The organism is Bacillus sp. CH140a_4T (assembly GCF_008923725.1).
Lineage (GTDB): Bacteria > Bacillota > Bacilli > Bacillales > Bacillaceae_G > Bacillus_A.
The window spans coordinates 629760-642811 of record NZ_WBPF01000013.1 but is presented as its reverse complement, the minus strand read 5'-3'; the positions used below and the strand labels follow the sequence as shown (position 1 = coordinate 642811).

At 36.7% G+C, this 13052-nt stretch carries 15 protein-coding genes; 13 read left to right on the top strand and 2 right to left on the bottom strand.

Translation table 11 applies throughout. From position 1 onward, the window contains the following. Window positions 1-3: 3 nt before the first annotated feature. The gene (locus F8162_RS12120) at window positions 4-219 is read right to left on the bottom strand and encodes a YrzA family protein (protein WP_151633615.1); all 216 of its coding nucleotides are present in this window, start codon (window positions 217-219) and stop codon (window positions 4-6) included. 136 nt (window positions 220-355) lie between these two features. Between F8162_RS12120 and F8162_RS12115 the strand changes: the two genes are divergently transcribed. The 13 genes from F8162_RS12115 (at window position 356) to F8162_RS12050 (ending at window position 12337) form a co-directional block, all read left to right on the top strand. After that, window positions 356-994 carry a class I SAM-dependent DNA methyltransferase gene (locus tag F8162_RS12115; protein ID WP_098670110.1) on the top strand — a complete coding sequence of 213 codons (639 nt, stop codon included), beginning with the start codon at window positions 356-358 and terminating at the stop codon, window positions 992-994. 14 nt (window positions 995-1008) lie between these two features. Then, window positions 1009-1704, top strand: a complete 696-nt coding sequence (gene mtnN / locus F8162_RS12110) for a 5'-methylthioadenosine/S-adenosylhomocysteine nucleosidase (RefSeq protein ID WP_151633617.1) — start codon at window positions 1009-1011, stop codon at window positions 1702-1704. 82 nt (window positions 1705-1786) lie between these two features. Continuing rightward, window positions 1787-2710, top strand: a complete 924-nt coding sequence (locus F8162_RS12105; RefSeq protein ID WP_048562250.1) for an O-acetylserine dependent cystathionine beta-synthase — start codon at window positions 1787-1789, stop codon at window positions 2708-2710. A gap of 3 nt (window positions 2711-2713) precedes the next feature. Beyond that, window positions 2714-3847, top strand: coding sequence for a bifunctional cystathionine gamma-lyase/homocysteine desulfhydrase (locus F8162_RS12100; RefSeq protein ID WP_097818246.1), 1134 nt, complete (start codon window positions 2714-2716; stop codon window positions 3845-3847). 259 nt (window positions 3848-4106) lie between these two features. After that, window positions 4107-6710: a bifunctional acetaldehyde-CoA/alcohol dehydrogenase gene (gene adhE, locus F8162_RS12095; RefSeq protein ID WP_151633619.1), complete on the top strand. Its 2604-nt coding sequence runs from the start codon at window positions 4107-4109 to the stop codon at window positions 6708-6710. Window positions 6711-6836: 126 nt separating this feature from the next. Then, the gene (locus F8162_RS12090; RefSeq protein WP_000661459.1) at window positions 6837-7064 is read left to right on the top strand and encodes a YrhC family protein; all 228 of its coding nucleotides are present in this window, start codon (window positions 6837-6839) and stop codon (window positions 7062-7064) included. Between the two features lie 155 nt (window positions 7065-7219). Continuing rightward, window positions 7220-8167 carry an ABC transporter substrate-binding protein gene (locus tag F8162_RS12080; RefSeq protein WP_151633621.1) on the top strand — a complete coding sequence of 316 codons (948 nt, stop codon included), beginning with the start codon at window positions 7220-7222 and terminating at the stop codon, window positions 8165-8167. A 5-nt stretch (window positions 8168-8172) separates the two neighbouring features. Beyond that, window positions 8173-9201 (top strand): FecCD family ABC transporter permease, encoded by a 1029-nt coding sequence (locus F8162_RS12075; RefSeq protein WP_151633623.1) that lies wholly within the window; start codon window positions 8173-8175, stop codon window positions 9199-9201. After that, window positions 9188-10006, top strand: coding sequence for an ABC transporter ATP-binding protein (locus tag F8162_RS12070; protein WP_151633625.1), 819 nt, complete (start codon window positions 9188-9190; stop codon window positions 10004-10006). The genes F8162_RS12075 and F8162_RS12070 overlap by 14 nt, the downstream gene beginning before the upstream one ends. Continuing rightward, a complete protein-coding gene (locus F8162_RS12065) occupies window positions 9973-10368 on the top strand; it encodes an ankyrin repeat domain-containing protein (protein ID WP_061677232.1) in 396 nt (131 codons plus the stop codon). Before F8162_RS12070 ends, F8162_RS12065 begins: the two co-directional genes overlap by 34 nt. Window positions 10369-10826: 458 nt before the next feature. Then, window positions 10827-11333: a GNAT family N-acetyltransferase gene (locus F8162_RS12060; protein WP_151633627.1), complete on the top strand. Its 507-nt coding sequence runs from the start codon at window positions 10827-10829 to the stop codon at window positions 11331-11333. Between the two features lie 56 nt (window positions 11334-11389). Next, complete coding sequence (locus F8162_RS12055) at window positions 11390-11848, top strand: GNAT family N-acetyltransferase (RefSeq protein ID WP_151633629.1); 459 nt, start codon at window positions 11390-11392, stop codon at window positions 11846-11848. Between the two features lie 111 nt (window positions 11849-11959). Next, complete coding sequence (locus F8162_RS12050) at window positions 11960-12337, top strand: MaoC/PaaZ C-terminal domain-containing protein (protein ID WP_151633631.1); 378 nt, start codon at window positions 11960-11962, stop codon at window positions 12335-12337. Between the two features lie 32 nt (window positions 12338-12369). Here F8162_RS12050 and F8162_RS12045 read toward each other — a convergent pair whose 3' ends face one another. Further along, on the bottom strand, window positions 12370-12915 hold the full coding sequence (locus tag F8162_RS12045; protein ID WP_151633633.1) for a helix-turn-helix domain-containing protein: 546 nt from the start codon (window positions 12913-12915) through the stop codon (window positions 12370-12372). Window positions 12916-13052 lie beyond the last annotated feature (137 nt).

Here is a 13052-nt window from a genome sequence, read left to right as displayed (position 1 = left end):
TAGTTAGCGTAATTTCTTTAATTTAAAATGAACAACCGCGCTGTAATATGGCCTTTTGCTTTCGGGATCCATAACCATTTGATGCGAGATGTGATGAACTTCAAGCATAAGTGCTTTATTATTATCGACTTGTTCACTAATTTTTCGTTCCAAAGAAGCTAAGTCTCCTGCTTCGAAAAACTCTACTTTATCTTCTAACATTTCAAAGGTAAATGACATGAAGACGGCCCCTCTCCTATGTAATCAACTATAGTGTAACAAAGAAAAGAAGGAAATGCCATGTACATTTCAATTGACATTTTTAGAAAGAGGGCATATCATACTGATAAAACCGATAAGAAAAAGGGGAATTTTTATGGGTACAGAATTTAATGGTTTATTTGATGAGTGGGCTCATACGTACGACTCATTTGTACAAGGCGAAGATATACAATATAAAGAAGTTTTCGCCCATTATGAGGACATTCTAGAGGATGTAGTTAACAAGTCATTTGGTAATGTATTAGAATTTGGTGTTGGTACTGGTAATTTAACAAATAAATTATTACTTGCTGGCCGCACAGTTTACGGTATAGAGCCGTCACGTGAAATGCGCATGATTGCAAAAGAGAAATTGCCGCAAGAGTTTTCTATTACAGAAGGTGATTTTCTTTCGTTTGAAGTCCCAAATTCAATTGATACCATAGTAAGCACCTATGCATTTCATCATTTAACAGATGATGAAAAAAATGTAGCGATTGCGAAGTATAGTCAATTGCTAAACAAAGGTGGTAAAATAGTGTTTGCTGATACGATATTTGCAGATCAAGATGCATATGATAAAACTGTTGAAACAGCAAAACAAAGAGGTTTTCATCAGTTAGCAAACGATTTGCAAACGGAATACTATACACGTATTCCAGTCATGCAGTCTATTTTTGAAAACAATGGCTTCCATGTAACGTTTACGAGATTAAATCATTTCGTTTGGGTAATGGAGGCAACTAAGCAATAGAAAGAGGGATTAGATTGAGAATTGCTGTAATTGGAGCAATGGAAGAAGAAGTACGTATTTTACGTGACAAATTAGAACAAGCAGAAACAGAAACGGTTGCGGGTTGTGAATTTACGAAAGGGCAATTAGCAGGACATGAAGTAATCTTGTTAAAGTCTGGTATTGGTAAAGTAAATGCAGCGATGTCAACGACAATTTTATTAGAAAGATATAAGCCTGAAAAAGTAATTAATACTGGTTCAGCTGGTGGCTTCCATCATTCTCTAAACGTTGGAGATGTAGTTATTTCAACAGAAGTTCGTCATCATGACGTAGATGTAACAGCATTTAACTATGAGTATGGTCAAGTACCAGGAATGCCTCCTGGATTCAAGGCTGATGAAGCATTAGTTGCATTAGCTGAGAAATGTATGCAGACAGAAGAAAATATTCAAGTTGTAAAAGGTATGATTGCAACAGGTGATTCATTTATGAGTGATCCGAACCGCGTTGCAGCAATTCGTGATAAATTCGAAAATCTTTATGCAGTAGAAATGGAAGCAGCAGCTGTTGCACAAGTATGCCACCAATATCAAGTTCCGTTTGTTATTATTCGTGCACTTTCTGATATTGCTGGTAAAGAATCAAATGTTTCATTTGATCAATTTTTAGATCAAGCAGCTCTTCATTCTACAAACTTTATCGTAAAAGTACTAGAAGAGTTAAAGTAATGTAACAAAAAGGCAACTGTCTCATATAAAGAAAATACATACAGTTGCCTTTTCTTTATTGGCAAATAAGGGGGAGAACACGATGAATGTATATCGTGGAGTTCATGAGTTGATTGGTCATACACCAATTGTAGAAATTACTCGTTTTTCACTTCCAGAAGGGGTCCGTTTATTTGCAAAGCTTGAATTTTATAACCCAGGTGGAAGCGTTAAGGACCGTTTAGGAAGAGAATTAATCGAAGATGCGCTAGAAAAAGGGCTTGTTACCCAGGGTGGAACAATTATTGAACCGACTGCTGGAAATACTGGTATTGGACTGGCACTTGCAGCGTTACAACATGATTTACGCGTTATTGTTTGTGTACCAGAGAAATTTAGTATTGAAAAACAAGAATTAATGAAAGCGCTAGGCGCAACGGTCGTGCATACACCAACTGAGCAAGGAATGACCGGTGCAATTGCAAAAGCAAAAGAATTAGTAAATGAAATACCGAATTCATACTCTCCAAGTCAGTTTGCGAATGAAGCAAACCCGCGTGCTTATTTCAAAACACTAGGTCCTGAACTTTGGTCGGCACTTAACGGAGAGATTAACATATTTGTTGCAGGAGCAGGAACTGGTGGTACATTCATGGGGACTGCATCTTATTTGAAAGAAAAAAATGTAGATATAAAAACGGTTATTGTGGAACCAGAAGGATCCATTTTAAATGGTGGTAAAGCTGGTTCGCATGAAACAGAAGGGATCGGCCTTGAATTCATCCCGCCATTTTTGAAAACATCTTATTTTGATGAAATTCATACAATTTCTGATCGAAATGCATTTTTACGAGTAAAGGAATTAGCGCAAAAAGAAGGACTGCTTGTTGGGAGCTCTTCAGGAGCGGCATTTCATGCAAGTTTACTTGAAGCAGAGCAAGCGGCGCCAGGTACAAATATTGTAACGATTTTTCCTGATAGTAGTGAGCGTTATTTAAGTAAAGACATATACAAAGGATGGGAATAAAAAATGAGAGCAAAGACAAAGTTAATTCATGGTATTCGCATAGGAGAACCTTCAACTGGATCTGTAAATGTACCGATTTATCAAACAAGTACGTACAAACAAGAAGCGGTTGGTAAGCATCAAGGATATGAATATTCACGTACAGGCAACCCAACACGTGCAGCTTTAGAAGAAATGATTGCAGTATTAGAAAACGGTCATGCTGGTTTTGCATTTGGTTCAGGAATGGCTGCTATTACAGCTACAATTATGTTGTTCTCAAAAGGTGACCACGTTATTTTAACAGATGATGTGTATGGTGGAACGTACCGCGTTATCACGAAAGTATTAAATCGCTTCGGTATTGAGCATACATTTGTAGATACAACCAACTTAGAGGAAGTTGTAGAAGCAATTCGTCCAAACACGAAAGCAATTTATGTGGAAACACCAACGAACCCATTATTGAAAATTACTGATATTAAGAAAATATCTACTCTTGCTAAAGAGAAAGATTTATTAACAATTATCGATAACACATTCATGACGCCATATTGGCAGTCGCCGATTACTTTAGGAGCAGACATTGTACTTCATAGTGCAACGAAATATTTAGGAGGTCATAGTGATGTAGTTGCAGGCCTAGTAGTTGTAAATAGCCCGCAATTAGCAGAAGACCTTCACTTTGTACAAAACTCAACAGGAGGCATTCTTGGCCCACAAGATAGCTTCTTACTACTTCGTGGTTTAAAAACATTAGGAATTCGAATGGAAGAGCATGAAACGAATTCACGCGCAATTGCCGAGTTTTTAAATAACCATCCAAAAGTAAATAAAGTATATTACCCAGGTCTTGCATCACATCAAAACCATGAACTTGCAACAGAACAAGCAAATGGATTTGGTGCTATTATCTCATTTGATGTAGATAGTGAAGAAACATTAAATAAAGTACTTGAGAAATTACAATACTTTACACTTGCTGAAAGTTTGGGGGCAGTAGAAAGTTTAATTTCTATCCCATCTCAAATGACACATGCATCAATCCCAGCAGATCGCCGTAAAGAATTAGGAATTACAGATACATTAATTCGTATTTCTGTCGGTATTGAAGACGGTGAAGATTTAATTGAAGATCTAGCACAAGCGCTAGCATAGTAAAAATGCACTGCTCATATAGGCGGTGCATTTTTATTATATTATTTTGTGAAACATTTCACAAAATAGACATACACAAATGAAATAATTTCATGTATATTAAGTTCATGAAATGTTACTCACGAACAAACTTGTGAAATATTTCACAAACAATGAGGTTCATGTAGGAAAGCAACTCTATTTTTTTTGCGCTAATCGGGACTTATTATGACCTATAAGGTCTTATTTAGTCCATGATAGCAGAATAGGAGGAATTTACATGGTAGTCAAAGAGAAAGTTGTAAATGAAATGCAGGAAGTAAAAGAGATGATTGATACGTTAGTGAATAACGGTCGAAAGGCTTTACAAGCATTAGAAAGTTTTACACAAGAGCAAATTGACAACATTGTTCATGAAATGGCATTAGCAGGTGTTGATCAACATATGCCGCTTGCGAAGTTGGCTGTTGAAGAAACGGGTCGTGGTGTATATGAAGATAAATGCATTAAAAATATTTTTGCTACTGAATATATTTGGCATAGCATAAAGAAAGATAAAACAGTAGGGATTATTCACGAAGATCCTCATGAAGAAATAATAGAAATTGCGGAACCTGTCGGTGTAGTAGCTGGGGTAACGCCAGTAACGAATCCAACATCGACAACAATGTTTAAAGCATTGATCGCGATAAAAACGAGAAATCCAATTATTTTCGCATTTCATCCTTCAGCACAAAACTGTTCCATTGCAGCGGCGAAAACAGTATATGATGCAGCAGTGAAGGCGGGGGCACCAAAACATTGTATTCAGTGGATTGAAAAACCTTCTGTCGAAGCAACAAAACAATTAATGAACCATGAAGGTGTTGCGCTTGTTTTGGCAACTGGAGGAGCAGGTATGGTGAAATCAGCTTATTCTACTGGAAAACCAGCGCTAGGTGTAGGTCCTGGTAATGTACCATGTTATATAGAGAAATCAGCGTATGTAAAACGAGCTGTTAATGATTTAATTTTATCAAAAACATTTGATAACGGTATGATTTGTGCATCAGAACAAGCAATCATTATAGACAAGGAAATTTATGATGATGTAAAAACAGAAATGATTGCAAACAATTGTTATTTTGTAACAGAAGAAGAGAGAAGAAAATTAGAAAAGCTAGTTATTAATGAAAATACATGTGCAGTAAATAGTGATATTGTAGGGAAATCAGCGCAGTACATTGCCGAATTAGTTGGAATTACTGTACCTAAAAATACAAAAATGCTTGTAGCTGAAATACAAGGTATCGGAGCAGCGTATCCACTATCTCGTGAGAAACTGAGTCCAGTATTAGCTTGTGTAAAAGCAAATTCATTAGAAGAAGGGTTTACATATTGCGAAGAAATGTTAAACCTCGGTGGTTTAGGTCATTCAGCAGTTATTCATTCTACAAATAAAGAAGTACAAAAGCAGTTTGGATTACGTATGAAAGCTTGCCGTCTTATTGTAAACGCCCCTTCATCACAAGGTGGAATCGGTGACATATATAATGGATTTATTCCATCACTTACGCTTGGTTGCGGCTCGTATGGGAAAAACTCAGTTTCTCAAAACGTAACAGCGACGCATTTATTAAATATAAAAAGGTTGGCAAATAGAAAAAAGAATATGCAGTGGTTCAAATTACCACCAAAAATTTATTTTGAAAAACATGCGACAGCATATTTAGCGAATATGCCTAACATTTCACGTGCATTTATTGTAACGGATCCAGGAATGGTTGAGCACGGATATGTAGATACGGTTACGCATTATTTACGTAAACATGCAAATGATGTAAAAGTCGAAGTTTTCTTTGAGGTCGAGCCAGATCCATCAGATGAAACTGTGTTTAAAGGTGCGGAAATGATGAGAAGTTTTAAGCCAGATGTAATCATCGCACTTGGTGGTGGTTCAGCTATGGATGCAGCGAAAGGGATGTGGCTTTTCTATGAGCACCCAGAAACAACATTCTATGGAATTAAACAGAAGTTTTTAGATATAAGAAAACGTACATGTAAATATCCGGAATTAGGAAGTAAGGCGCAGTTTGTTGCCATTCCAACAACATCAGGAACAGGATCAGAAGTGACACCATTTGCGGTTATTACAGATAAGAAAAATAATATAAAGTATCCGCTCGCGGATTATGAATTAACACCAGATGTAGCAATTGTTGATCCACAGTTTGTAATGACAGTACCACCACATGTAACAGCAGACACTGGTATGGACGTATTGACACATGCAATCGAGGCGTATGTGTCTGTTCTAGCAAATGACTATACAGATGGATTAGCATTAAAGGCCATTGATCTCGTATTTAAATATTTACCAAGAGCATTTAAAGATGGGAATGACGAAGAAGCACGAGAAAAAATGCATAATGCTTCTGCAATCGCAGGGATGGCATTTGCAAATGCTTTCCTAGGTATTAATCACAGCTTAGCACATAAAATTGGACCAGAATTTCATATTCCGCATGGGCGTGCGAATGCAATTCTTATGCCGCACGTAGTTCGCTATAATGCTATTAAGCCAAGAAAACATGCGTTGTTCCCAAAATATGAGCACTTTGTAGCTGATGAACGTTATGCACATATTGCGAAAATGCTTGGGCTTCCAGCAGGCTCGACAGCAGAAGGTGTGGAATCACTCGTCCAAGCAATTATTGAGCTTGGAAAAAGCTTAAATATAAATATGAGTATTGCAGGACAAGGAGTTGCTAAAGACCAATTTGAAGAGAGTGTTGGATTATTAGCAGAAAGAGCTTTTGAAGATCAATGTACAACAGCTAATCCCAAATTACCTCTTATTTCAGAGTTGAAAGAAATTTATATGGAAGCATATAAAGGGGAGTAATGGTTATGAAAGAGTCGCAATAAAGCGGCTCTTTTTCATTTGGAAAACATCTCCCAGAATGGCTGTATTTACTGGTCTTTAAGTTTAATAGAATATGATACAGTGAAATAGGGGAGTGAGAATATAATGAAAGAATTACAAGGGAAAATAGAAGATTATACTCGGTTCGGACAAATCCTTCTCGCTGTAAGTACATTGTTAATGGTTGGCTTATTGATTCCGAATGGAGCAAAAGAAACAATACAATCTTTTGTTATGATGGGGAGCACCATTATATTTTTAAGTTTATCATTCTTTTTCTTTCAGCGTGTGAAAGTGATGCGAGATCAGTTAGAGGGAAATGAATGTGAGTAATATTATGAAATAGAGCACTACGAAAAGAACGAATCTTTTTGTAGTGCTTTTTGTTTTTGTAAAAAATGTATGCGGTTTATATTGACAATGATAATCCTTATCAATTAAAGTAGAATAGTAGTTAATGATTATCATTATCAGTTAGAGGTGAAAGAATGAAAAAATCTATTACGCTATTCACAGCGATTTTATCTATTTTTTTCTTGTTAATAGGTTGCAATGCAAAGGGAGACGAAAAAGCATCTGCGACAAAAACAGAAAAAGGAAAAGAGAAAATCGAAGTTACCGACCTGTCAGGAAGAAAGGTAACATTCGATAAAGTGCCAGAGAGTTTTGCAACATTAAGTATGGGAGACATGAATATTATTCATGCGTTGGGCGGAAAAATAGTGGGTCGTCCGGATGCAAAAATAACTCTTCCAGAGGATATAAAGAAAGTACAAGTAATTGGGAATGCACATCAGCCGAACTTTGAGCAAATTGCCAGCTTAAAGCCTGATGTACTTATTGCTAACAATGGTTTCCAAAAGAATGTTCCAACGGTTGAAGGACAGGGAACGAAAGTAATGATTTCTTCTGCGAATTCTGTACAAGATATTCAAAAGAGTATTGAACTATATGGAACGATAATGAAGAAAGAAGATAAAGCAAAAGAACTGAACCAAAAAATTAATGATCAAATGAAGACATATGAGAAAAAGAGCGATGTGAAAGCATTGCTAGTGTATGGAGCACCGGGTACTTATTTAGCGGCATTACCAACATCTTTATCAGGTGATATTTTAGAAAAAACAGGCGGGAAAAATATTGCAGCTGATTTTCCAGAAATGAAGGAATATCCGCAATATGCACAGCTAAGCGTAGAACGCATTATTGAGGCAAATCCAGATGTGATTTATTTGATTACACATGGAGATCCAAATAGCGTTAAAAAAGCATTTGAAGGCGAAATGATGAAAAATGAAGCGTGGAAAAATTTAGATGCAGTAAAACAAAATCGTGTAGTTATTTTGCCACCTGACTTATTTGGATCAAATCCTGGAACAAAAGTTACAGAAGCAATGGACTTTATGTATAAAAGTATACAAGATGTAAGGAAATGATAAGTATGGAAAGTAGTGAAGTAGTAAGGGAAAAGGAACATCCTTTTGCGAAAAAAAGATGGATAATAGCAATTACTTTAGTTGTATTAACGATTTTAGGCCTTTTTTACGGTCTTTTCGCAGGAAGTCTATCCTTTTCTTTACAAGATATTCTAACAGGCATACAAGATGAAGGTTCGACGGTCCATCGAATTGTATGGGACCTTCGTATACCGAGAGTGCTCGTTGGATTTATAGTAGGAACATGTTTAGCGGCATCTGGTGCACTGCTACAAGGGGTTATGAGAAATCCTCTTGCAGACCCTGGTATTATCGGGGTTTCATCTGGAGCAGGTCTTGTAGCAATTGTAATTATGATTTTATTCCCTCAGCATATGGCATTTTTACCGCTCGGGGCGTTTTTAGGAGCTTTCATAACAGCGATGGTCATTTATGCTTTATCATGGCAAAAAGGGGCACCGCCTTCAAGGATTGTCTTAGTAGGTGTGTCAATCAATGCATTAATTGGTGCAGCGACGTCAGCGTTAATGTTATTACATAGTGACAAAGTACAATCCGTGTTACCGTGGTTAGCGGGTGGCATTGGTGGTGTAAGTTGGGCACATTTAAACATGATTATTTATTATGCAATATTCGCTATTATATTAGCCTTCTTTGGTATTAAGCATATTCGAGTATTAATGCTTGGAGATGAGATGGCGAAATTATTAGGTTATAACGTGGAGAGAAGCCGTTTTTATTTAATAGTAGTTAGTACACTATTAGCTGGAATTGCAGTTAGTGTTTCTGGCCTTATTGGATTTGTCGGTCTTGTCGTACCACATATGTTACGTTTATTAGTTGGAAATGATTATAAATATTTACTGCCATTATCATGCCTTGGCGGAGGGATATTACTTGTTTTCGCGGATGCGATAGCTCGAAGTTGGTTCGATCCAATTGAATTGCCTGTAGGTATTTTATTATCCTTTTTAGGCGGTCCGTTCTTCTTATATTTAATTCATAGAGGAGGAAAACGACGTGATTTCCGTTAATAAAGTATTTTACGCACATTCTGAAAGATTTCAAATGCAAAATATGAATGTACATATTAAAGCTGGAGAGGTCGTTAGTTTAATTGGACCGAATGGATCGGGGAAATCTACTTTGCTTCGTTTAATGGCAAGACTACTTAAACAAAGCGAAGGGGATATCATTTTAGATGGAAAAAGTATTCATACGATGAAAAGTGCCGATGTAGCGAAGCAATTAGCGATGTTACCACAAATGCATGATCATCAATTAGATTTAACGGTGAAAGAATTAATCGAATTTGGAAGAGGCCCGCATAAATCATGGAGTGGTCGCTTTAATAAAGAAGATGAAGAAATTGTTGATTGGGCATTGTCTGTTACAAATCTTGAAGGGTATGAATATCGTCTTTTACAATCTTTATCAGGAGGAGAGAGACAACGTGCCTGGATTGCAATGACGCTAGCACAACGTACAAATGTCTTATTATTGGATGAGCCAACAACCTTTTTAGATATCGTTCATCAGTTGGAAGTCATGGAACTTGTGAAACGATTAAACGAGGAGTTTGGTATGACAATTGTAATGGTTTTACATGATATTAACCAAGCGGCTCAATATAGTGATCGTTTACTCGTATTAAAGCGAGGGAAGCTTCAGTATGACGGTGTACCAGAAGAAGTGTTATGTCATGAAATGTTTCAACGTGTGTTCGGCATAGAGGTAGATATTTTTCAAGGTAGCGACAAGCCATTTTTTACACCAAAACGAATTTCTAAAAAAGGAGGAGCAAGATGCGAACAGAAGAACGTATTACCACTGAGTTAGTAAGAGAATTTGTTATGGCAGCTCACGGAGATTTAGAGAAAGTACAAGAACTGTTGGCTGAATCGCCAAGCTTACTTCATGCCTCTTACAATTGGGGCGGATCAGATTGGGAAAGTGCGTTAGGAGCAGCGGCACATGTAGGTCGTAAAGATATTGCTCTTTATTTATTAGAAAAGGGTGCTCGAATGGATATTTTCGCGGCCGCTATGCTCGGTGAATTAGAAGTTGTACAAGCTATTTTAGTAGCACAACCAGAAGCATTACGTGCATCTGGTCCACATGGTATTTCCCTTCTTCAGCATGCACGAATGGGTGGAGAAAAAGCACAGCGTGTATTTGAGTACTTAACGGTGCTCTCTTAATGACCGCAAAGGTTCTTATGTGCGGTAAACTTTTCACTTTCATATAATTGAAAAGTTTACCGCCCGTTAGAACGGGATAAGTATCTAGTATAATTGAAAATCCTACACCCCCCTCAATTGTAGTTTTCTTTATGCTAGTTATGATATGGATGCAGTAGACAACATTTGTCTACTGTCTTTTTTAATTCTTTCTAGATTGAATATTCTGTATTTTATCGTTAGTTCCTTTATCCCACTATTTGTGGGCAGTAAGACTCCCGCCTCAAAATTCAGCTAAAGCAAAGAAGTTAGGTGAGAGGTCCACTGTCTGTAAATGTCCGATTGGTGAAGGCTAATAATCAGTGGGGATGAACAAAACCCCCCACTGATTAAAGTTTCACTTTATAATAGATAGTAACATTTAGTATATATCCAAAACTCGTGTAGTTAAGTACAAATTCGTGGGAAGGAGTGCAGAGATGTTTCATACAGAGCGTTTACAAGTTCGCAAATATACAATGGATGATTTACAGTTCTACGCTTCACTATGGGGAAATGAGAAGGTAATGCGCTATATTGGAAATGGGACGTTAAAAACATATATGCAATGTAAAAAAAGTTTGGAGGAATGGGTGATTCCTAGCTATAAAAACGGTCTCGGTTTATTTGTATTGATTGAAAAGGAAACGGGAATACGAATTGGTCATGCAGGATTAGTAAAGCAGCAAATAGATGGAAAAGAGGAAATTGAAATTGGTTATTGGTTATTGCCTCAGTATTGGGGAAAAGGTTATGCGAAAGAAGCAGCGGCAGCATTTCGAGAATATGGCTTCCAAGCGTTACGAATGAATAAGTTAATTTCTCTTATTAATCCAGACCATCCCGCCTCAATATTTGTTGCTAGAAAAACTGGGCTTAGTTATGAGAAGACAACTTCATTTCATGGGATGGATATTCTCGTGTATTCTATTAAGCGAGTTGGGTGAAAAAAGGTAAATTGCATCTTTTGAAGAATGGTATATAAAAATAAAGGGGGGATTACATGTACATTTATCATAATGGACTTATTATTCGTGAGGGAACGAATGGTGTACCTGCATATGCAATTAAAACCTTATTCGAAGATGCCGGTTGGAGCAATGATAATATCCCTTCTTGGCAAATTGAAAAATTTACGATAGCATTTGAAAATTCAACGTGGGCATTCACAATATGGGATGAAGAAGAGATGGTTGCGATGGTTAGGGTCATTTCTGATGGAATCATGGTCGCGAACATAGTAAATTTAGTTGTGAAATGTGAATATAGAGGGAAGGGACTAGGTAAGAAACTTGTCGCTCTTTGTTTGCAAAAGCTGCCACATGGAGACTGGTTTGCACATACATCTGCAAGTAATTTTGATTTTTATAGAAGTTGTGGTTTTGAGGTGAGAGAGCTATCGAGAAATGGAACATGTGCGTACTATGGATATCAAATAGCAAAAAAAGATGGGCACCGATAAAGAGAAACAGTAGTATGGAAAAAGACTCGCTATTTTAATAATATAAACTGAACTAAGACGCATTTTATGATAAAATGAAAGAAAATTCTGTTTATTATTAGGGGGATAAAAATGAGTATAAAGGTTGGGGATGTATTTAAATACGAAAGAAGATTCACTGAGGAAGAGGTTTTTGAATTTGCAAATATTACAGGAGATAAAGGTAGGCATCATATGGAATATGATGAAAATGGACGTTTAATGGTTCATGGTTTATTGACTGCTAGTATTGGAACGAAAGTAGGCGAAGAATTACATTACATAGCAAGAGAATTAGTAAGTGAGTTTATTAGACCAGTTTTTACAGGAGATACGATCACTTGTGAATTAACTTTAACAAATATTGAACAGATGGAAGGATACAAAAAGGTTTCAATAGAGTCAGTTTATCGCAATCAAGACGAAAAGACTGTACTAGTTGGGACAAGCTATGGAGTTATAAGGGGATAAAAAGAAGCCTGAGTTACAGGCTTCTTTTTTATTTAATAAACACGTTTTCGATTTTCTGCATGACTAGAGATAAGTAATAATGCAGTTTCTTCCCCTATATTACGAACGATATGAGGAACACATGCATTCCAGGAGAAAGAATCCCCTTCTTCTACAATTGCAATATCTTCTCCATGTTGAACTTCTAGTTTTCCGCGTAATACAAGGTGACACTCTTCCCCTTCATGGGCATTTGGTGTGTTTTCTTTCGGAAACCCAGCAGGAATTTCTACGAGGTTTAGGCGAAGGCCACCTTGCTCTGCAACATGTTCAATTCTTTGTTCATCTTTTCCATATACACTATATTTACGCTCTACCTTTTTGACAACTTTCAACCGATCTTTTTGTTCTAATAATAAATAGGGCAAGGGAATATTTAAAAAATTGGAGATCGTTTCTAAAGTGGAGATAGATGGTGATGTTTTATTATTTTCAACCTGACTCATAAATCCTTTAGAAAGACCTGTTCCCTCACAAATTTGTGCAATTGTTATGCCTCTACGTTGACGAATTTCACGTATTGCAGAACCAATATTCATAAAATCAAGCTCCTTTTCGTAAACAACTATTTGTATCATAGCAAAAAAAATATATTTTTTCCCAGTGAAAATGAATTGACGAATAAAAAAAATTAGTGTATGTTTTGTAATGTGAATAAAAGTTTTGTATAAGAAAA

Coding starts and splice junctions, on each gene's coding strand:
- F8162_RS12120 (WP_151633615.1), bottom strand. CDS start 219: ATGTCATTTACCTTTGAAATGTTAGAAGATAAAGTAGAGTTTTTCGAA.
- F8162_RS12115 (WP_098670110.1), top strand. CDS start 356: ATGGGTACAGAATTTAATGGTTTATTTGATGAGTGGGCTCATACGTAC.
- F8162_RS12105 (WP_048562250.1), top strand. CDS start 1,787: ATGAATGTATATCGTGGAGTTCATGAGTTGATTGGTCATACACCAATT.
- F8162_RS12100 (WP_097818246.1), top strand. CDS start 2,714: ATGAGAGCAAAGACAAAGTTAATTCATGGTATTCGCATAGGAGAACCT.
- adhE (WP_151633619.1), top strand. CDS start 4,107: ATGGTAGTCAAAGAGAAAGTTGTAAATGAAATGCAGGAAGTAAAAGAG.
- F8162_RS12090 (WP_000661459.1), top strand. CDS start 6,837: ATGAAAGAATTACAAGGGAAAATAGAAGATTATACTCGGTTCGGACAA.
- F8162_RS12080 (WP_151633621.1), top strand. CDS start 7,220: ATGAAAAAATCTATTACGCTATTCACAGCGATTTTATCTATTTTTTTC.
- F8162_RS12075 (WP_151633623.1), top strand. CDS start 8,173: ATGGAAAGTAGTGAAGTAGTAAGGGAAAAGGAACATCCTTTTGCGAAA.
- F8162_RS12065 (WP_061677232.1), top strand. CDS start 9,973: ATGCGAACAGAAGAACGTATTACCACTGAGTTAGTAAGAGAATTTGTT.
- F8162_RS12060 (WP_151633627.1), top strand. CDS start 10,827: ATGTTTCATACAGAGCGTTTACAAGTTCGCAAATATACAATGGATGAT.
- F8162_RS12055 (WP_151633629.1), top strand. CDS start 11,390: ATGTACATTTATCATAATGGACTTATTATTCGTGAGGGAACGAATGGT.
- F8162_RS12050 (WP_151633631.1), top strand. CDS start 11,960: ATGAGTATAAAGGTTGGGGATGTATTTAAATACGAAAGAAGATTCACT.
- F8162_RS12045 (WP_151633633.1), bottom strand. CDS start 12,915: ATGAATATTGGTTCTGCAATACGTGAAATTCGTCAACGTAGAGGCATA.